Source organism: Ruegeria sp. BF8 (assembly GCF_056538625.1).
The window spans coordinates 166107-184524 of sequence record NZ_JBQFTL010000002.1; the positions used below are offsets into that span (position 1 = coordinate 166107).

The 18418-nt window shown below is 61.5% G+C and carries 23 protein-coding genes and 3 tRNA genes; 16 read left to right on the forward strand and 10 right to left on the reverse strand.

Going from position 1 to position 18418, the window contains the following annotated elements; all coding sequences use genetic code 11:
* Positions 1-101: 101 nt before the first annotated feature.
* Positions 102-254 (reverse strand): hypothetical protein, encoded by a 153-nt coding sequence (locus ACR0LD_RS08305; protein ID WP_170340270.1) that lies wholly within the window; start codon positions 252-254, stop codon positions 102-104.
* A 148-nt stretch (positions 255-402) separates the two neighbouring features.
* Here ACR0LD_RS08305 and ACR0LD_RS08310 point away from each other — a divergent pair.
* From ACR0LD_RS08310 to ACR0LD_RS08320, 3 genes are all read left to right on the forward strand, one after another.
* A tRNA-Gly gene (locus tag ACR0LD_RS08310) sits at positions 403-477 on the forward strand.
* 34 nt (positions 478-511) lie between these two features.
* A tRNA-Gly gene (locus ACR0LD_RS08315) sits at positions 512-586 on the forward strand.
* An 88-nt stretch (positions 587-674) separates the two neighbouring features.
* Positions 675-1538, forward strand: a complete 864-nt coding sequence (locus tag ACR0LD_RS08320) for a GNAT family N-acetyltransferase (protein WP_480636440.1) — start codon at positions 675-677, stop codon at positions 1536-1538.
* 3 nt (positions 1539-1541) lie between these two features.
* Here ACR0LD_RS08320 and ACR0LD_RS08325 read toward each other — a convergent pair whose 3' ends face one another.
* Positions 1542-1781, reverse strand: a complete 240-nt coding sequence (locus tag ACR0LD_RS08325) for an Lrp/AsnC family transcriptional regulator (RefSeq protein WP_050602861.1) — start codon at positions 1779-1781, stop codon at positions 1542-1544.
* 153 nt (positions 1782-1934) lie between these two features.
* On the opposite strand from ACR0LD_RS08325, the gene hisB reads away from it, so the two are divergent.
* Both hisB and hisH read left to right on the forward strand, forming a co-directional pair.
* Positions 1935-2522, forward strand: a complete 588-nt coding sequence (gene hisB, locus ACR0LD_RS08330) for an imidazoleglycerol-phosphate dehydratase HisB (RefSeq protein ID WP_170357270.1) — start codon at positions 1935-1937, stop codon at positions 2520-2522.
* Positions 2523-3161, forward strand: a complete 639-nt coding sequence (gene hisH / locus ACR0LD_RS08335; protein WP_170371555.1) for an imidazole glycerol phosphate synthase subunit HisH — start codon at positions 2523-2525, stop codon at positions 3159-3161. It abuts the gene before it with no gap.
* 4 nt (positions 3162-3165) lie between these two features.
* Here hisH and ACR0LD_RS08340 read toward each other — a convergent pair whose 3' ends face one another.
* Positions 3166-3573 (reverse strand): DUF2147 domain-containing protein, encoded by a 408-nt coding sequence (locus tag ACR0LD_RS08340; RefSeq protein WP_480636443.1) that lies wholly within the window; start codon positions 3571-3573, stop codon positions 3166-3168.
* Positions 3574-3708: 135 nt separating this feature from the next.
* Between ACR0LD_RS08340 and hisA the strand changes: the two genes are divergently transcribed.
* Positions 3709-4431 (forward strand): 1-(5-phosphoribosyl)-5-[(5-phosphoribosylamino)methylideneamino]imidazole-4-carboxamide isomerase, encoded by a 723-nt coding sequence (hisA, locus tag ACR0LD_RS08345; RefSeq protein WP_170365717.1) that lies wholly within the window; start codon positions 3709-3711, stop codon positions 4429-4431.
* 4 nt (positions 4432-4435) lie between these two features.
* A complete protein-coding gene (locus ACR0LD_RS08350; protein WP_480636445.1) occupies positions 4436-4918 on the forward strand; it encodes a DUF2867 domain-containing protein in 483 nt (160 codons plus the stop codon).
* 6 nt (positions 4919-4924) lie between these two features.
* Here ACR0LD_RS08350 and ACR0LD_RS08355 read toward each other — a convergent pair whose 3' ends face one another.
* A complete protein-coding gene (locus ACR0LD_RS08355) occupies positions 4925-5317 on the reverse strand; it encodes a DUF302 domain-containing protein (protein ID WP_480636854.1) in 393 nt (130 codons plus the stop codon).
* A 171-nt stretch (positions 5318-5488) separates the two neighbouring features.
* On the opposite strand from ACR0LD_RS08355, the gene hisF reads away from it, so the two are divergent.
* The 3 genes from hisF (at position 5489) to ACR0LD_RS08370 (ending at position 7225) form a co-directional block, all read left to right on the forward strand.
* On the forward strand, positions 5489-6250 hold the full coding sequence (hisF, locus tag ACR0LD_RS08360; RefSeq protein WP_170340259.1) for an imidazole glycerol phosphate synthase subunit HisF: 762 nt from the start codon (positions 5489-5491) through the stop codon (positions 6248-6250).
* Entirely contained in the window at positions 6247-6564 is a 318-nt protein-coding gene (locus ACR0LD_RS08365) for a phosphoribosyl-ATP diphosphatase (protein ID WP_170357264.1), read from the forward strand. Before hisF ends, ACR0LD_RS08365 begins: the two co-directional genes overlap by 4 nt.
* Before the next feature lie 85 nt (positions 6565-6649).
* Positions 6650-7225, forward strand: coding sequence for a hypothetical protein (locus ACR0LD_RS08370; protein WP_244952321.1), 576 nt, complete (start codon positions 6650-6652; stop codon positions 7223-7225).
* 4 nt (positions 7226-7229) lie between these two features.
* Here the strand turns inward: ACR0LD_RS08370 and ACR0LD_RS08375 are convergent, their stop codons facing one another.
* From ACR0LD_RS08375 to rlmB, 3 genes are all read right to left on the reverse strand, one after another.
* Complete coding sequence (locus tag ACR0LD_RS08375) at positions 7230-7700, reverse strand: CoA-binding protein (protein ID WP_170390994.1); 471 nt, start codon at positions 7698-7700, stop codon at positions 7230-7232.
* Between the two features lie 201 nt (positions 7701-7901).
* A complete protein-coding gene (locus ACR0LD_RS08380; RefSeq protein ID WP_480636448.1) occupies positions 7902-8354 on the reverse strand; it encodes a YHS domain-containing (seleno)protein in 453 nt (150 codons plus the stop codon).
* A gap of 392 nt (positions 8355-8746) precedes the next feature.
* Positions 8747-9520 carry a 23S rRNA (guanosine(2251)-2'-O)-methyltransferase RlmB gene (gene rlmB, locus ACR0LD_RS08385; RefSeq protein WP_170365706.1) on the reverse strand — a complete coding sequence of 258 codons (774 nt, stop codon included), beginning with the start codon at positions 9518-9520 and terminating at the stop codon, positions 8747-8749.
* A gap of 116 nt (positions 9521-9636) precedes the next feature.
* On the opposite strand from rlmB, the gene ACR0LD_RS08390 reads away from it, so the two are divergent.
* The 6 genes from ACR0LD_RS08390 (at position 9637) to ACR0LD_RS08415 (ending at position 15375) form a co-directional block, all read left to right on the forward strand.
* A tRNA-Tyr gene (locus ACR0LD_RS08390) sits at positions 9637-9720 on the forward strand.
* Positions 9721-10150: 430 nt separating this feature from the next.
* Entirely contained in the window at positions 10151-11497 is a 1347-nt protein-coding gene (locus ACR0LD_RS08395; protein ID WP_093964815.1) for a substrate-binding protein, read from the forward strand.
* A 104-nt stretch (positions 11498-11601) separates the two neighbouring features.
* Positions 11602-12633, forward strand: coding sequence for a branched-chain amino acid ABC transporter permease (locus tag ACR0LD_RS08400; RefSeq protein ID WP_170340251.1), 1032 nt, complete (start codon positions 11602-11604; stop codon positions 12631-12633).
* A 3-nt stretch (positions 12634-12636) separates the two neighbouring features.
* The gene (locus ACR0LD_RS08405; protein ID WP_093964813.1) at positions 12637-13842 is read left to right on the forward strand and encodes a branched-chain amino acid ABC transporter permease; all 1206 of its coding nucleotides are present in this window, start codon (positions 12637-12639) and stop codon (positions 13840-13842) included.
* A 12-nt stretch (positions 13843-13854) separates the two neighbouring features.
* The gene (locus ACR0LD_RS08410) at positions 13855-14610 is read left to right on the forward strand and encodes an ABC transporter ATP-binding protein (RefSeq protein ID WP_093964812.1); all 756 of its coding nucleotides are present in this window, start codon (positions 13855-13857) and stop codon (positions 14608-14610) included.
* A 9-nt stretch (positions 14611-14619) separates the two neighbouring features.
* The gene (locus ACR0LD_RS08415; RefSeq protein ID WP_170434613.1) at positions 14620-15375 is read left to right on the forward strand and encodes an ABC transporter ATP-binding protein; all 756 of its coding nucleotides are present in this window, start codon (positions 14620-14622) and stop codon (positions 15373-15375) included.
* 6 nt (positions 15376-15381) lie between these two features.
* Here ACR0LD_RS08415 and ACR0LD_RS08420 read toward each other — a convergent pair whose 3' ends face one another.
* The 3 genes from ACR0LD_RS08420 to ACR0LD_RS08430 form a co-directional block, all read right to left on the reverse strand.
* A complete protein-coding gene (locus ACR0LD_RS08420) occupies positions 15382-16503 on the reverse strand; it encodes an alanine racemase (protein ID WP_480636451.1) in 1122 nt (373 codons plus the stop codon).
* Positions 16500-17747, reverse strand: a complete 1248-nt coding sequence (locus ACR0LD_RS08425) for a D-arabinono-1,4-lactone oxidase (protein WP_170441876.1) — start codon at positions 17745-17747, stop codon at positions 16500-16502. The genes ACR0LD_RS08420 and ACR0LD_RS08425 overlap by 4 nt, the downstream gene beginning before the upstream one ends.
* Before the next feature lie 90 nt (positions 17748-17837).
* Entirely contained in the window at positions 17838-18359 is a 522-nt protein-coding gene (locus ACR0LD_RS08430; protein ID WP_170434607.1) for a DUF2478 domain-containing protein, read from the reverse strand.
* Positions 18360-18418 lie beyond the last annotated feature (59 nt).

The window sequence follows — 18418 nt, forward strand, 5'->3', positions numbered from 1 at the left end:
AAATACTTGCGCCAACCGGCACAAGTTTGAGCAGAAATTTCGCATTATGCATATACTAGTTATCGAATACGGCAAAATTTGGCCTTCGAACGAAACCGCTGTTACCCACTCAGTTCGAGAGAATTGACCTCGGGCGGAAGTTTGAAAATATCATTAACTTCATAGGCTTGCTCGTTTCTCAACTGACCTGCAAAGAGGCTCAGAAGCATGGCTCCGACCAACGCAGTCAGTTTTATGTTCTCAACCTTGTTCATCCCTCCGTCTCCACCGTTGTCAATATCCGTGGCTGTAGGTTTCAACGGCTCAGCACACCTTTTCCGTCGCAATTTTTTTTCCGGCCAAGTGCGTTTTTCCTCTTGCAGCTTTCCGCCAGAATTTATAGTTCACGCCTCACTCGACGGCGCGGGCGTAGCTCAGGGGTAGAGCATAACCTTGCCAAGGTTAGGGTCGTGAGTTCGAATCTCATCGCCCGCTCCAACGAGGACCGAAAGGTCGCACAAGATATCTGATTGCGGGCGTAGCTCAGGGGTAGAGCATAACCTTGCCAAGGTTAGGGTCGTGAGTTCGAATCTCATCGCCCGCTCCAGATATCCACCTTCCCACAACAAGCACTGGCGGATCGGTCGGTCCTACGCCATTCTGTTCTGACATGCAGCAGTCAGATGGATGCCCCGATGTCAGACTACCAAATCCGTACGCTGACCGCCGAAGAACTGCGCCACGCAGTGGATTGGGCCGGGCGCGAGGGCTGGAACCCGGGTCATGAGGACGCAATCTGTTTCCGCTCGACCGACCCCGACGGATTTCTGGGCGGGTTTCTGGATGGCGAGATGATCGCCTCGGTTTCAGCCGTGAACTACGACGACGCGTTTTCGTTTCTGGGTTTCTATATCGTGCGGCCCGAGTTTCGCGGATCCGGTCATGGTCTGGAAATCGCCCAGCACGCCCTGGCGCATTGTACGGGGCGAAACATGGGTTTGGACGGGGTGGTCGAACAACAGGACAACTACCGCAAGTCGGGCTTTGTCTTCGCCTACAACAATTATCGGTTCTCCGGCACAGTGTCAGGCATCCTCTCCAGCCTACCCAAGACCAGTATCGAGGTTGCGCCCCTCGGTGGCCTGACCGAAGACCTTCGCACCTATGACCGTGCCCTGTTCCCCGCGCATCGGGATGCCTTTCTGACGGAGTGGCTGAGCGCACCGGGCCACATCTCGCGAGCTTGTATCCACAAAGGTCGCATCGCCGGGTATGCAACTCTGCGCCCCTGCCTGAATGGCTACAAGGTAGGGCCGCTGTTCGCCGACGATCCGGACATCGCGCAGGCGCTTTTAGCTGCGGTTCTGGCTGAAGTTCCCGCTGATCACCGCAGTTCTGAGGTCTATGTCGACATGCCACAGCCCAACGCGGCGGCCTTTGAACTGGCTGACGCTTTGGGCCTGGAAAAAGTCTTTGAAACCGCGCGCATGTATTCCGACCACGAGCCGGATATCGACCTGAACCGCGTGTTCGGCGTGACGACGTTCGAACTTGGCTGAGCCTTAGAACGCCTTGAAGGTCATTGTCGTCAACGACCGTTCGATGTTCGGAATGACCAGAAGGTGTTCATTTATGAAATGGCCAACATCCTCGGTTTCGGGGATGTAAAGCTTGAGCAGCAGGTCATATTCACCACTGGTGGAGTAGAGTTCCGAGTGGATTTCGCGCAGAGCGATCTCTTCGGCCACCTTGTAGGTGGTGCCGGGCTTGCAGCGGATCTGGATGAAAACGCAGGTGGACATTTCGTGGCCTTGTTGCTTCCGTTTGGCGCAGGCTGGCACGCCCCGCGCCCGGGCGCAATCCCCTGCAACAGTTTGCTGCGATTGCAATGATCGGGCTGGATAAGGCCGCCCGTCCCCGTCTATAAGCGCCCCTGTAGCAAGAGGATTTCGCCAATGCGCACAGCTTCGATCAGCCGCAAGACCGCCGAGACCGCGATTACGGTCGAGGTCAACCTCGACGGCACCGGCACCTATGACAACCAGACCGGTGTGGGGTTCTTCGATCACATGCTGGACCAGCTGGCGCGGCATTCGCTGATCGACATGACGATCCGGGCCAAAGGCGATTATCATATCGACGACCACCACACGGTCGAGGACACCGGCATCGCGTTGGGTCAGGCGCTGACGCAGGCGCTGGGGGACAAGAAAGGCATCCGGCGGTATGGCGAGTGCCATCTGCCGATGGACGATGCGCAGGTGCGCTGCGCGCTGGACCTGTCGGGCCGACCGTTTCTGGTGTGGAACGTGGACCTGCCGACGCCCAAGATCGGCAGTTTCGACACCGAGTTGGTGCGCGAGTTCTTTCAGGCGCTGGCCACCCATGGCGGCATCACCCTGCATATCGACCAGTTGCACGGCTTCAACAGCCACCACATCGCCGAAGCGGCGTTCAAGGCCGTCGCCCGCGCCCTGCGTCATGCGGTCGAGACCGACCCGCGCAAGGGGGATGCGATTCCGTCCACCAAGGGCGCGCTATAGATGCTGACCGCGATCATCGACTACGAAAGCGGCAACCTGCACTCGGCGGAAAAGGCGTTTCAACGCATGGCGCGCGAGCTGGACGCGGGTGAGGTCGTCGTGACCTCGGATGCCGATGTCGTCGCGCGCGCCGACCGGCTGGTGCTGCCCGGCGACGGCGCCTTTCCCGCCTGCGCGGCCGAGCTGCGCGGGCACAAGGGCATCCATGATGCGATGGTCGAAGCGGTCGAGCAGAAGGGCCGCCCGTTTCTGGGCATCTGCGTCGGCATGCAGCTGATGGCGACCACGGGCCGCGAATATACCGACACGCCGGGCCTGAATTGGGTGACCGGGGACGTGGTGCGGATCGAGCCCGAAGACCGGGCGCTGAAGGTTCCGCATATGGGGTGGAACGATCTGGTGATCGAGAGCGAGCACCCGGTGTTCAACGGCGTCGCCTCAGGCGACCACGTCTATTTCGTCCACTCCTACCATTTCCGCGTCGCCAATCCGGCGCAACGCCTGGCCCATGTGGACTATAGAGGGCCGGTCACGGCCGTGATCGGCCGAGACACGATGATCGGGATGCAGTTTCACCCTGAAAAAAGCCAGGATGTGGGCCTGCGGATGATCGGGAACTTCCTGACCTGGGCCCCCTGACCGGTTACTGTGCGCGGGTCCAGGTCTGACCGCGACAGATCAGGCCGCCCGCGACGCAACCCTTGACCGTCAGCTTGTTCTGACCGTCCAGCGACATCTTGGAATTGTAGGTCTTGTCCCGGTCCGGCGCCCAGATCTTGCCGCCGCTATAGCTGCCGCCGCCATCCGCGACCATGTCCCAGATGATGTTCTTGCCCAGGTTCTCGTAATCCAGCTGCTGGTTTCCGTCCTTGTCGAAGGCGCTGTCGATGGTGCCGCAAACGGCGCTGCCGCAAGGCCCGATCGAGACGTGCAGATATCCGCCGGTATCCCCCGGCTGGGTTTTCCAAAGCCCGTCGACCGGGTCATCCGCGCGCGCGCCGGTGGCCAAGGTGACAAGTGCAGCCGCAGCGGCCAGAGCAAGTTTGTTCATGGTATCCTCCCTGTTTTGCAGGCAGTCTGACCGCCGGCACCCGTTCGGGCAAGATTGACTTTGCGTCGCGTTGCATCCCCTGCCCCGCCTGTGCCATATCCCGCGCCAGTACCAGTCACGAAAAGGCCGCCCGACATGATCCTCTATCCCGCAATCGACCTGAAAGACGGCCAGGCCGTGCGCCTTCTGCGCGGCGAGATGGACAAGGCCACGGTCTTCAACGAAGACCCCGCCGCCCAGGCCCGCGCCTTTGTCGAGGCCGGCTGCGAATGGCTGCATCTGGTGGACCTGAACGGCGCTTTCGCCGGGGAACCCGTGAACGCCGCCCCGGTCGAGGCGATCCTGAAGTCCTGCGACGTACCGGCCCAGTTGGGCGGCGGCATCCGCGACATGGCCACTATCGAGACCTGGCTGGACAAAGGCCTGGCCCGGGTGATTCTGGGCACGGTTGCCGTGGAAAACCCCGATCTGGTCCGTCAGGCAGCCAAGGCCTTTCCCGGCCAGGTCGCCGTCGGCATCGACGCGCGCAACGGACGTGTCGCCACCAAGGGCTGGGCCGAGGAAACCGACGTGATGGTGACCGACCTGGCGCGCAGCTTCGAAGACGCGGGCGTGGCGGCGATCATCTACACCGACATCAACCGCGACGGCGCGATGCAAGGCCCCAATGTCGAAGCCACGGCCGATCTGGCCCGTGCAGTCTCGATCCCGGTGATCGCCAGCGGCGGGGTCAGCTCGCTGGACGACCTGATAGCCCTGCGCGACTGCGGCGCAAACCTGAACGGCGCGATTTCAGGCCGCGCACTCTACGACGGCGCGCTGGATCTGCGCGACGCCCTCGCGGCGTTGAAGGGTTAGTCTATTGCAAGGGGTCCGCAAACAGGTTCTGCCCGAGCAGTCTGAATTGTGGTCGTTGTACACTCCGGGTGATTTCGTTGATGGGTACTCGGTCCAAAGCGACCTTGCACCGTTTGACGCAATGAAAATCGGTCTGACCATGCCGGGGTGGGTGAAGATCCTGATGGGGATCCGGAACGCAATCGTTGCCCCATTCGGCTTGAAGGGCGGCAAGCACTTGAACACCGACAATGGCTCGCCCGACGCAGGCACCAGCGCGATTTTTCCCGTGACCTACAGGGATGAGACAGAGGTCATCGTGGGATTCGATGACCGCCATCTGGATTTCCGCATCGCCGTGCATCGCGACAAAGACCGCATAGTCATGGCAACCTGGGTGCGGACTCACAATCGTTTGGGACGGATCTATCTGACGGTCATCATGCCCTTTCACATTCTGATCGTGCGCAATTGCATGAAACGGATCGCGCGCACCTCTCAGATATGAGGCCGATCAGTTGGCTGCGGCATCCGTCAGCTTGCTCAACGCACCGCGCATCTTGTCGATCACGGGGGATTTTTCCACCGCATCAAGCTCGTCCATGGTTTCCTTGGGATCCTCGTAGGCCAACCAGACCTGGCCGTCGGCATCCTCATAGGCTTGCACCTTGAGCGGAAGGAACAATCCCGCACGCGGGTCGATCTGCATGGCGGGCGTTCCCAGGGCCGGGTTTCCAAAGATCAAAACCTGATTGGGCGGTATCGTCATGTCGACCTTGTGCGCACCGGCCGCATGGTCAACGCGGCCAAATACGGTCGCGCCTGCATTTTCGACGGCGGCCTGCAGCGCGTCGATGGCCTCGGTCACGGACTTGTCGGTCGGGACCTTGATGATGTCGTCAGCCATCGCCCAAGTCGCACCGGACAGAATGAAAGCGGTTGTAAGAAACAAGTTGCGCATGGTTTTCACCTCCTGCTGAAATCCGCTTCAGTTTCACGAGGTTCCGGGCGCAGCACAATCACAACTCTGGCATCGGCGGGGCTTTGCCGGTAGAGGTGCGGCAACAAAGGACAAACCATGCTGAAAACCCGCATCATTCCCTGTCTGGATGTCGCCGATGGCCGCGTGGTCAAGGGCGTGAATTTCGTGGGCCTGCGCGACGCGGGCGATCCGGTGGAATCGGCCAAGGCCTATGACGCCGCCGGCGCTGACGAGATATGCTTTCTCGACATCCACGCCACCCACGAAAACCGCGGCACCATGTTCGACGTGGTTCAGCGCACGGCCGAGCAGTGCTTCGTACCGCTGACGGTGGGTGGCGGCGTGCGCACCAAGGAAGACGTGCGCGCGCTGTTGCTGGCGGGGGCCGACAAGGTCAGCTTCAACTCGGCCGCCGTGGCCAACCCCGACGTGATCGCCGAAGCTGCCGACCAGTTCGGCAGCCAGTGCATCGTCTGCGCCATCGACGCCAAAACCGTCAGCCCCGGCAAATGGGAGATCTTCACCCACGGCGGACGCAAACCCACCGGCATCGACGCGGTAGAGTTCGCCAAGACCGTCGTCGCCAAGGGGGCGGGTGAGATTCTGCTGACTTCGATGGACCGCGACGGCACCAAGGCGGGGTTCAACATTCCGCTGACGCGCGCCATCTCGGATGCGGTCGACGTGCCGGTGATCGCCTCGGGCGGCGTGGGCAATCTGGATCATTTGGTCGAAGGCGTGACCGAAGGCGGAGCCAGCGCGGTGCTTGCGGCCTCGATCTTTCACTTCGGCGAATACACGATCCGCGAGGCCAAAGAGCACATGGCATCCGCGGGTATCCCCATGAGGCTGACATGAGCATACTGAACGAGCTGGCCGCCACGATCGCATCCCGCAAGGGCGCGGACCCCGAATCAAGCTGGACCGCCAAGCTGCTGTCCAAAGGCCCCGAGAAATGCGCCGAGAAGTTTGGCGAAGAGGCCGTGGAGGCGATCATCGAAGCCGTGAAGGGTGACCGCGACCGGCTGACATCCGAGGCCGCCGATGTGCTGTATCACCTGCTGGTCATGCTGGCCGCGCGCGACGTGGCGCTGGAAGACGTTCTGGCCGAGCTTGCCAGGCGGCAGGGCACCAGCGGCATCGCCGAAAAGGCCGCACGCGACCGGGGCTGAGACCCGGCTTTCACCAATAGCGTCCGCGCCCTATACTGATTGACCGAAGCGCCTGCCGGGCGCAGGGGCGACAAGGGACACAGGCATGTTCAAACCCATGATCTGGGCACTGACGACGCTGGCCATTCTGGGGCTTGGCGCATGCTCATCCGCGCCGCCCGCTCGCAGCGACGACGTCGCGCGGCTTGCAGCGCAGATCCAGGCGCTGGGGCCCGAGGTCGACCCGGAAGAGGCCCAGCGCGCGGCCCGCGTCACCTATGCCTATACCGCGCAGCTGGCGCAGGAATACCAGATCACAGACCCCCCTCTGATCCATAACGCCAAGGTCAACAAAGGACTGCGCCCGCGCGGGCTGTGCTGGCACTGGGCCGAAGACATCGAACGGCGCTTGAAGCAGGAGAACTTTCGCACGCTGACCCTGCACCGCGCGATCGCCAACGCCGACAACCCGTTCCGAATCGATCACAGCACGGCAATAATCAGCCGACGCGGTGATTCGATGTACGACGGTGTCGTTCTGGACCCATGGCGTTATGGAGGGGTCCTGTTTTGGAGTCCTTTGCGCGAGGACACGCGCTATGACTGGGTCCCGCGCGACATCGTGCTGGAGAAACGGCGGCAAGAGCAGCTTGCGGAAATCAACGCCGTGGCGGTCAACTGAGCGGTCAGAGTTTTGATGAGATGATGCCGGTGGCGAACCCGCCCATGCGCAGCTCGCCGAACAGGCGCTGATATTCGATCTTGGGGCAGCGATTCATGACGACATCGACACCGCGTGCCTGCGCCACCGCGGCGGCCTCGGCGTTTTCGACGCCGATCTGCATCCAGATCGTGCGCAGGTCGGGAAATGCAGCCAGCGCTTCATCCACGATCGGAGGAACGGCTTCGGACCTGCGGAAAATATCCACCATGTCAACGGGTTCACTGATTTCGGACAACGAGGCCCGAACGGTTTCCCCAAAAAGATCGGCTCCGGCATGGCCGGGATTGACCGGAATCACCCTGTACCCCTTGAGCGACAAGTAGCGCGCAACATAGTAGCTGGGCCGCACCGGGTTCATCGACACGCCAACGACCGCAACCACCTTGGTGCGTTTCAGGACGGATCTGAGGAAGTCATCGGAATACTCAGTCATGGCTGCAGCCTAGCCCTGACTTGGAAAAGAAAAAAGCGCCCAAGGATACCTTGGGCGCCAGTTGTTGGAACGAGGGACAGTGAAATGACCCGCGGCAGTTCCGTTCCGCGGTCACTGTGACATTTAGGCATGAGTTGAGGAAAAAAAAGGGGCTGCGCGCATTTTTGTGGTGACAAGAGCGGATAAGCGGGAATCTGCCTGTCAACCGTACAGGATCGCCGGCCAGTTTTTCTCGGCTTTCTGGATGAAGCCGGCCGTGTCCGTCAGCCACATCCTTTCGATCTCGAGGGAATGCGTCAGATACAGCCTGCCGCCTACGATTTTCCACGCCATCGGGTCCGTGCTTGTCAGCTCGCCATAGGCCATGGCATAGGCGCAATATCCGCCGAACCTCGGCGCGTAGGCACGCGGATTAAGTTCGAACGCCTCTCGGTTCTCCTGCGAGGCAAACCGCCAGGTAGCGCCCTTCCACATCACCGCAATGTCGGGTCGCCCTTGAACCGGGCCGCCATCTCGAAAATAGCTGACCGCGTCATAACCGGTAATGGCCGCACCTTTTGCGGAATAGAATACCGGGGCGGTCTGCGCCCGCAATGTCAGCGGACAAGCGATTGAAAAGGTAAGACCGGCAAGTACGGATCGTCGGGATAGCATCAGATTTCACGGGTTGTGTTTTACAGACGCTATAAGATGCAACTTTTGACGCGCCGCGAAACCCATTTGACGCAGTTGTGAAGGGTCGTGTCGGAAAGGGCTCAGTCGAACACGTCCTCGATCACATCCCAAGCTTCGTCCAGAACGCGCGAGAAAAGGCCTTTTTTCCTTTTCTTGTAGCTCTTCTTTTTGGGCTTTTGCATTGGAATGCTGTGTCGCGGCTGTGGATCCGAAGCCTTTTTTACAGGGATCATCTTCAGGTTATGCAGTGGGGCACCGCAACTGGAACAGCTGAGTTCGTGCCGCTGGCGCCCCTTGAGGACCAGCGCCGCGCGGGTTCCGCAGTAGCAGCACGTAGCAATCTTGGATGGGGTGGGAATGGGTCTATCCTCTCAATGCGGCTGAGAAGCATATAGGGCAATCGCCGCGGCATTTGAGACGTTCAGCGATCCGAAACCGCCCGCTGCGTCAATTTTGACAAGCATATCCACCGTTTCCTTGGTCTTTTGCCGCAACCCCGGCCCCTCGGCGCCCAGAACCAGCGCAACCGGCCGATCGCGCTTGCCCTCCAAAGCGGCCTCGATGGTCTGTTCGGCCTCACCATCCAAGCCCAGAACCAGGAACCCCATATTCTGCAACTCGACGATCGCATCAGCCAGGTTACGCACCCGCAGATAGGGCTGGCGTTCCAACGCACCGCTGGCGGTCTTGGCCAGCGCACCGGTTTCCGGCGCAGAGTGGTGGCGCGTGCCGATGACCGCGCTGGCGCCAAGAACCTCGGCCGAGCGCAGAATCGCGCCCACATTGTGCGGATCGGTCACGCGGTCCAACAGCAGCACCCGAGGGTTTTCGCGCCCGATGCAATTCTCGGCCAGACCGCCCCATTCCAGCGGCTTGACTTCAAGCGCCGCGCCTTGGTGCACCGAGCCCGAGTCGATTGGCGCGTTGAATTTTCGCGGATCGACGAGCTCAGCCTGCATGCCCGATTCCGCGATCGCATCCGCCAGCTTGTCCTGCGCGTTGCGGGTCACGATCAGGCGCAGTTTCTGCCGTTTGGGGTTCATCAACGCATCACGCACGGCGTGCAATCCGAACAACCAAACGGTTTCGGAAGCCGCCGCTTTGCGCGCCTGCTCTTTCTCGATCACCCACTTCGGTTTCTTCATTTTACTGGCCTCCGGGCCGGGAACAATGTTTCCTGCGCCAAAGCGGAATTTTCCTGTTGACGCTCCTTTTGAGCGCTAGTAATCACGCCTCCACGTCAGGTGCAACGCCTGACAGTGGGCGACAGGCCGCAAGGTGTGGCAGGGGACTGTAACTCCCTCGCGGAGACGCACGCCTGGTTCGATTCCAGGGTCGCCCACCATTTTCTTCCGCAAATCAGAACACAGATGGATTTTGCACACCGGATTTGTCCAGGTGGTCCCTTGCGTTTGCCCTCGATTCTGCGAGGAAATTCAGGCAAAGGTTGAGTGCCCGGAGATCATGCGATGCCCCGAGCATCAACGGCCGGACATCGGACGGCGTGGGACTGGCGGTTGCATCGAGACACCCGATGCTTGTATCGAAACGGGATTTTCTGACTCATCCTTTCCAATGAGCAGCTTATCATCTTCCAGTTCCAAAAATTTACAAATTCATAAATCAAAGAGTTCAAGAATTTACAAAATAATATTTCATTTCTAGGGACTTGTTGGGGAATTTTCATTCTGCCCCTCATACTTGCCCTGCGCAGGTTGCGTTTTACCCGACGGAAGAGGAGCCCGAGGGCGTAGCCTGCTAATTGGGAGGAATTCATGTCAAACAAATCTGTCACGCGTCGCGGCGTGCTGAAGTCTGGTGCCGTCACAAGCGCCGGTCTGGCATTGCCGACGATCTTCACGGCCTCGTCGGCCGCGGCTTATACCAACGAACCCACTGGCGGATCAGTCACGCTGGGCTTCAACGTGCCGCAGACCGGCCCCTATGCCGAAGAAGGCAATGACGAACTGCTGGCGCAGCAGCTGGCGGTCGAGCATCTGAATGGTGAAGGCGACGGCGGCTGCCTGAACACCTTCACGTCGAAGGCGCTGAAGGGGAACGGCATCCTTGGCAAGAAGGTCGAGTTCGTCACCGGCGACACGCAGACCAAGTCCGACGCTGCCCGTGCATCGGCCAAGTCGATGATCGAAAAAGACGGCGCGATCATGATCAACGGCGGCTCGTCCTCGGGCGTGGCCGTTGCGGTTCAGGGCCTCTGCCAGGAGGCGGGCGTGATCTTCATGGCCGGCCTGACCCACGCCAACGACACCACCGGCAAGGACAAGAAGGCGAACGGCTTCCGTCACTTCTTCAACGCCTACATGTCGGGTGCCGCTCTGGCGCCGGTGCTGGCCAAGGAAATGGGCACGGAACGCCGCGCCTATCACCTGACCGCCGACTACAACTGGGGCTGGACCCAGGAAGAGTCGATCGTGGCGTCGACCGAGGCGATGGGCTGGGAGACGGTCAACACCGTCAAGACCCCGCTGGCCTCGACCGACTTCTCGTCCTACATCGCGCCGGTTCTGAACTCGGGCGCGGACGTGCTGGTTCTGAACCACTACGGCGGCAACATGGTCAACTCGCTGACAAACGCGATCCAGTTCGGCCTGCTCGACAAGGTCGTAAACGGCAAGGACTTCAAGATCGTCGTTCCGCTGTACTCGGAACTGATGGCCGCCGGCGCCGGCGAGAACATCAAAGGCGTTCTGGGTTCGATGAACTGGAACTGGCAGTTGCAGGATGAGGGCACCAAGGCCTTCGTGAAGTCCTTCGGCGAGAAGTACGGCAAGCCGCCGTCGAACTCGGCTCAGACTTGCTATGCCCAGGTACTGCTGTACGCGGATGCCTGCGAGCGCGCAGGCACCTTCAACCCGTGCGGCGTGGTCGAAGCTCTCGAGGACTTCGAGTTCGACGGTCTGGGCAACGGCCCGACCTGGTATCGCGGTGCCGACCACCAGTGCTTCAAGGATGTGCTGGTCGTGCGCGGCAACGAAAACCCGACCAACGCCTATGACACGCTGGAGATCGTCGAGATCACTCCGCGGGCGCAGGTCGAGTACGATCCGGATCACCCGATGTTCGCCGGCGGCGAACTGGGCAAGTGCAACCCGGGCGCGTAACCCCGACACTCGGTTTTTCGCAAGAAAACCCCTGAGTCCTCAAAACGGCTCTCTCCGGTCAGACGACCGGGGAGAGCTGCCGGGACCAGTCAAAGGTAAGGACAATGGACGCAATCCTACTGCAAATTCTGAACGGGCTGGACAAGGGCTCGGCCTATGCGCTGATCGCGCTGGGACTGACGCTGATCTTCGGCACGCTCGGCGTGGTGAACTTTGCCCACGGGGCCCTGTTCATGATCGGCGCCTTCTGTGCCGTCACGCTTCAGAAGATCTTCAACCTCAGCTACGAGGTGGTCGACGAGACCCAGACCGACTTTCTGGGCAACCCGCTGAAGGTGAAGACCCCCTATGTCGAAAGCTGGTTCGGCCCCGAACTGGGCGCGACCATCATCGACTGGTCCGTGCCACTGGCCATCCTGTTTGCCATCCCGATCATGTTGATGGTCGGCTACGTGATGGAACGCGGCCTGATCAAGCATTTCTACAAGCGTCCCCATGCAGATCAGATCCTTGTGACCTTCGGCCTGGCCATCGTTCTGCAAGAGATCATCAAGTATTTCTTCGGCGCCAACCCGATCCAGACCCCGCCGCCTGCGGCACTGAGCGGGTCCGTCGATCTGGGCGTGGCGCTGGGGTTCGATCCCAACGCGATCATCTATCCGATCTGGCGTCTGGTCTATTTCCTGTTCGCGGTCGTGATCATCGGAGGCGTGTTCTCGTTCCTGCAGTTCACCACCTTCGGCATGGTCGTGCGCGCCGGAATGGCCGACCGAGAAACCGTGGGCCTTCTGGGCATCAACATCGACCGACGGTTCACCATCATGTTCGGCATCGCAGCCGCCGTGGCTGGCCTCGCTGGTGTGATGTACGGGCCGCTGAACCCGCCCAACTATCACATGGGCATGGATTTCCTTGTGCTCAGCTTCGTGGTCGTCGTAGTCGGCGGCATGGGCTCGCTGCCCGGCGCGGTTCTGGCCGGGTTCCTTCTGGGCATCCTTGAAAGCTTTGCCTCGACCACCTGGGCGACCACCACGATCCCGGGCATCAACCAGATCATCATCTACCTTGTCGCCATCATCGTTCTTCTGACCCGTCCGCGGGGTCTGATGGGCCGCAAAGGCGTGATGGAGGAATAACCCATGCTGGGACTGAACAAAAAAGACACAAGCCTGCTGATCGTCGTCGCAATCCTGACGCTGCTGGCCCCCTTCATCCTGAACCCCTTCCCCACTGACAGCGCCATGGCGCAGTTCAATGCGGGCTATCCGGACCTGATGCAGCGGTTCGTGATCTTCGGCATCTTTGCCATCGGGTTCAACATTCTGTTCGGCCTGACCGGATACCTGTCCTTCGGCCACGCGGCCTTTCTTGGGGTGGGTTCCTACTCGGCCGTCTGGATGTTCAAGCTGCTCAGCTACAACGTCATCCCGGCCATCGCGCTGAGCGTCGTGGTCGCAGGGCTGTTCTCGGTGCTGATCGGCTATGTCAGCCTGCGCCGGTCGGGGATCTACTTCTCGATCCTGACGCTGGCCTTCGCGCAGATGAGCTTTGCGCTGGCCTATTCGGTGCTGTCGAACCCCAAGTTCAACCTGACCAACGGGGAAACCGGCCTGCAGGTCTATGCCGACGACCCGCAGATCCTGCAGGGGGCCAATGCGCCCGATTTGCCGCATCTGTTCGGACTGCCGATGCGCGCGACCTACACGATGGATGTGGGCGCGTGGAGCTTTGACTTCAACGCGGGCTACTATCTGTGCGCGGTGATCATGATGGTGGTGTTCTACCTGGCGATCCGCATCTTCCGTTCGCCCTTCGGCATGATGCTGCGGGCGGTGAAGTCGAACCAGCAGCGGATGAACTATACCGGGTTGAACTCCAAACCCTATACGCTGGCAGCCTTCGTGATCTCGGGCATGTATGCCGGCCTGGCCGGTGGACTGATGGCCGCGATGGACCCGCTGGCCGGTGCTGAACGGATGCAATGGACCGCCTCGGGCGAGGTCGTTCTGATGACTATCCTGGGCGGCACCGGGACTCTGATCGGGCCGGTTCTGGGTGCAGGCTTCATCAAATATTTCGAGAACATCTTCTCGAAGATCAACGACAACGTGCTGCACAGCTGGTTCGCCTTCCTGCCCGACGGGCTTGAGGACGCGGTGGTATTCATCATCCACCCGTTCATCGGCAAGGGCTGGCACCTGACCCTGGGCATCCTGTTCATGCTGGTGGTTATCTACCTGCCCGGCGGACTGGTCGAGGGCGGTCAGCGGTTGCTGAACTGGATCCGCCGCAAAAGCGTTGGCGGGGATGACACCCGCGAGGGCAAAACCGAGCCGGCAGAATAAGGAAACGCGTCAATGGCAATTCTGAAAGTAAAAGATGTCAGCAAGCGCTTCGGCGGCCTCAAGGCCCTGACGGACGTGAACCTGAGCGTCGAGGAAAACTCGGTCCATGCGATCATCGGCCCCAACGGGGCGGGCAAGTCCACCCTGCTGAACTGCCTGGTGGGCAAGCTGATCCCGGATACCGGTTCGGTCTTGTTCGACAACCAGTCGGTGCTGGGGCGCGAGCCGTACCAGATCAACCAGATGGGCATCAGCCGGGTGTTCCAGACACCCGAGATCTTTGGCGAGCTGACCGTGATGGAAAACATGCTGATCCCGATCTTCGCGATGCGCGACGGGGCATTCCGCATGCACGCCTACGAGACCATCGCCAACGAAAAAGAGGTGGTGGAACAGGCCGAGGCCATGCTGGAAGAGATGAACATGGCCGACAAGCGGCACATGCATTCAGCCTCGCTGTCGCGCGGCGACAAGCGGCGGCTCGAGATCGGCATGTGCCTCAGCCAGAAGCCGCGCCTGCTGCTGCTGGACGAGCCTACGGCCGGCATGGCACGGGCCGACACCAACAACACCATCGACCTGCTGAAGCAGATCAAGGACGAGCGCGACATCACCATCGCGATCATCGAGCACGACATGCATGTGGTGTTCAGCCTGGCCGAGCGGATCACCGTTCTGGCGCAGGGCACGCCGCTGGTCGAAGACACCCCCGAAAACATCCGCGGAAACCCCAAGGTCCGAGAGGCCTATCTGGGCGAGGCGGCGTGAGGAAAAGCTATGAACGAGAAACCTGACTTTTCAAAAAACGCCAACATGGCCAGCACCGCGCCCGCGTTTCTGTCGGTGTGGGACATGCATTCGTATTATGGCGAAAGCTACATCGTCCAAGGCGTCAGCTTCAACGTCCACGAGGGCGAGATTCTGGCCCTGCTGGGGCGCAACGGGGCCGGGAAGACTTCGACCCTGCGCTCGATCGCGCGGGTCAGCGACCCCGAAGTGCGCCACGGCGAAATCTGGCTGGACCACAAGCCGCTGCACAACATGACCAGCCACGAGGCCGCCGCCGCCGGATTGGGTCTTGTGCCCGAGGATCGGCGGATCATCCCCGGCCTGACGGTCGAGGAGAACCTGCAGCTGGCCCAGATCGCCCCCCCGATCGGCTGGTCGCTGGAACGGATCTACGAGCTGTTCCCGCGTCTGGGCGAACGACGCAAGCAGGAGGGCGTGACCCTTTCGGGCGGCGAACAGCAGATGCTGTCCATCGCCCGGGCGCTGGCCCGGGACATCAAGGTGCTGCTGCTGGACGAACCCTACGAGGGGCTGGCCCCGGTGATCGTGGACGAGATCGAAAAGACGCTGATCCACATCAAGCAGCAGGGCATGACCACCATCATCGTCGAACAGAACGCTGTGCGCGCGCTGCAACTGGCCGACCGGGCGATCATTCTGGACACCGGCTGCATCGTGTTTGACGGCACCGCCGACGAGGTGCTGGAAAACACCCAGCTGCGCGAGGAATATCTGGCGATCTGACCCGCGTCAGTTGGGCAGGCAGGCCCATTCGGCCACGACGCGCCCCTGCCGCAGGGCCAGAACCGTGCCGAACTGGTTCAAAACCGCTTCACTCTGACTGGGGCGCAGCAAGGCGATATCGCCGGGCTGCGCCCTGGTTGTTTTGGGACCCACCCAGACCTCTTGATTGCTTGATCGCCCGAACACGCCGGAATAACCGAACCCGTCGGGCCAGACGGGTCTGGCCAGGTAGTGACCACCGGAAATGGCGAGGTTGGACCGGCGCAGGCCGGGCAGGTCGATCCCCGGCACCGGGTTGCGCGGCATGACCTTGAGGATCGGTGTGGCCAGGAACAGGGCGGGCAAAAATGCCTTCGTCGATGCGTGGTCAAAATCCGAAGGTTTCACCAGAACCGACCCAAAGGCGACCTCGGTCGCCAGGCTCCGCGTGGCCGGGTCCTGAAAGGTCAGGCTGCCACCAGTGTTCAGGCACAGCCCCTGCGCCCCCTGCCCGAGTGCAGCGACCGCCCGTTCATATGCTTTCGCACTGGCTCGCCGCGCGCGGCGTCGGAGCAGCGCAGGCAGTTTGGCCAGATGCACCTCGTACCCCATCACGCCCGACAGTGTGACATGGGCGCGATCCGCGATCCGTGCCGCGACGCCTGCGACCTGATCGGGGGTCAACCCGCCGCGATGCAGGCCCACGTCGATCTCGAGCGACAGGCGCAGGGTTTGGCCCGTGTCAGCGGCAAGCGACAGATATGCGTCCAGCCGCTGTGGCGTGTCGATCAGCCACTGCACCCTTTGGGCGGCGTCGGGATGCGTCTCAAGAATCCGCCGGGCGGCCGTCACCGGCAGCGGTTTGCCCAGCAGGTGATCGGTGTCCGGCTCGGCGGCCAGCAAGGCCGACAGCATGGGTTCGGAAAAGCTCATCAGGCCCGTTGTCGGAATTCGGACGCGGATATGGTCCAGCAGAGGCAGGCACGGCAGCGATTTGGCCACCAGCCGGGCCTGCAAGCCGTGGCCCAACCCTGCGCGGGCGGCGTCGCAATTCCCATCGACCCGGTCCAGATCGACGACGGCAACCGGCCGATCGACACCATGATCGCGCAGCGCTTGAGCGAGATGTTCAAGATACTCTGCAGTCATGGGCGAAACATCCGGGCCAGCGCGGGTGTCAGGAACTTGCCCTTTGGGTCCAGCCGTTCACGCAATGTGCAGAATGCATCGAAATCGGGATAGAGGCGCGACAGATCGGAATAAGTCAGGCTGTGCAACTTGCCCCAATGGGGGCGGCCGCCGGCCTGCAGGAACAGCGGCTCCATCGCCTCGAAATAGCGCAGATGGCCTTCCTTCGCATCGGTGTGGATGGCGACCGATACCCGCGGGCCACCCCGGAACGGTGACAGGCAGCCGTCGTCGCCTGCGGTCTGCCGCACCTCGATCGGGAAATAGATGTCGGCGTGGTCACGCTCCAACCGTCGGATCAGCTCTGACAGCACGTCACGGGCGTTTTCCGGCGGCAGGTGGTATTCCATTTCCTTGAACCGGATATGCCGGTCGCTGCACAACACACGCCAGCTTTCGCCAGTGTAGTCCTCGTCGGATTGGGCCAAGGTCAGCAGACGCAGCAGGGCGCGCCGCAAACCGGGGCTGAGCCGGCCCGCATTGCGCGCCAGCTTCAGAACCTTGACGGCGATCATGTCCAGATCGCGCGGCGCGCGGGTCTCGGTCGCGTCGGTTATGTCATGCCGGATTTCAAAGGTCTTGCCGGTGAAGGGGATGTAGAAGAACTCGAAATTCCTGTTTTCGTCCCAATGCTGGTGCATGCGCTCCAGTGTGTCCTGCAGGTCTGACAGACGCACGCGGCGGCGCAGGTTGTATTTCGGCACGACGTTGATCTGCGCCTCGGTCAGGATGCCCAGCTGACCCAGCGAGACCTGCACCATGTTCAGCGGAATGTCGTCGGTGGTCAGGGTTTGTCCGTCAGCGCCGATCAGCCGGGCTGCAGTGATCTCGGCAGACAGGCACGGCAGGGTGCGCCCGGTGCCATGGGTCGCCGTGGCCGCCGCGCCGGCCAGAGTCTGCACGTTGATATCACCCAAGTTGCGGAAGGCCGTGCCGTGCCGGGCCAATGCCGGTGACAGATCGCGCAGCCGGGCATTGGCGTTGACCCAAGCCCGCCCGTCGTCGACCCTTGTTACGGCGGGCAGGTCCAAGGCGGTCAGGTCAATGATATGTTGCGCGCCCGGAACCAGCGGGGTGAAGGAATGCCCTGCCCCGACCGGACGCAGGGTTTCTGCCGAGGCGATCAGCTGCTGCAGGTCTTCGGTCGTGGTTGGCCGCTTGGGCCGTATTTGGCTTGTCTGGTTGCCTGCCCAGTTCTGCCACATGGCTGATCCTCCTCCCATCCGGGGCAGAGGATTGCAGCCGGGGCGACAGGGAACAAGCCCGGTTTTCAGGACGTTACGTCGGGAAAGCAGTTATTCGGCCGCAGGCCGCAGGTTGCCGACGCTGTCGAACCAGGCCTCGATGGCGTCCAGATCGGGTTCAAGCGCCTGCGCCGCACCATCGGTGAAATCCACGAACTTGTCCCGGTTCAGGCCGTTGACCCCGACCAGCACTGGGATATCCAACGCCAGCGCCTCGCCGATGACGGGGCGGAACCCGCGGCCATCGGCCTCGTGCTTGCCGAACTTGTTGACGATCAGCAGTTGCGGACGGTCGGCCAAAGACGCCGTCACATATCCCACCGCCTGCTCCAACGCGGCCGGGTCCAACCGGCATCCGCGCGACTGGCTGCCCAGCGATTGCGAGATGCGGATGGTTTCGCCATCCGGCAGCACGCGCAGGTCCATGTCGCATTTGCTGCTGTCGGCGCATTCGGTGTTGGTCTGAACCACACCGGCCAGACGGGCGCCCTTGGCCAGCAGACGTTCGGCTACCGCGCTCAGCAGGCGGTCGGTTGCGCCGCGATCGGTGGTGGTGACGTAGGCCAAGTGCATCGGCAGACCTTTCTGGGTTTCATCTTGTTGTTTCAATTAGCACGCATGAGGCGCCCCTG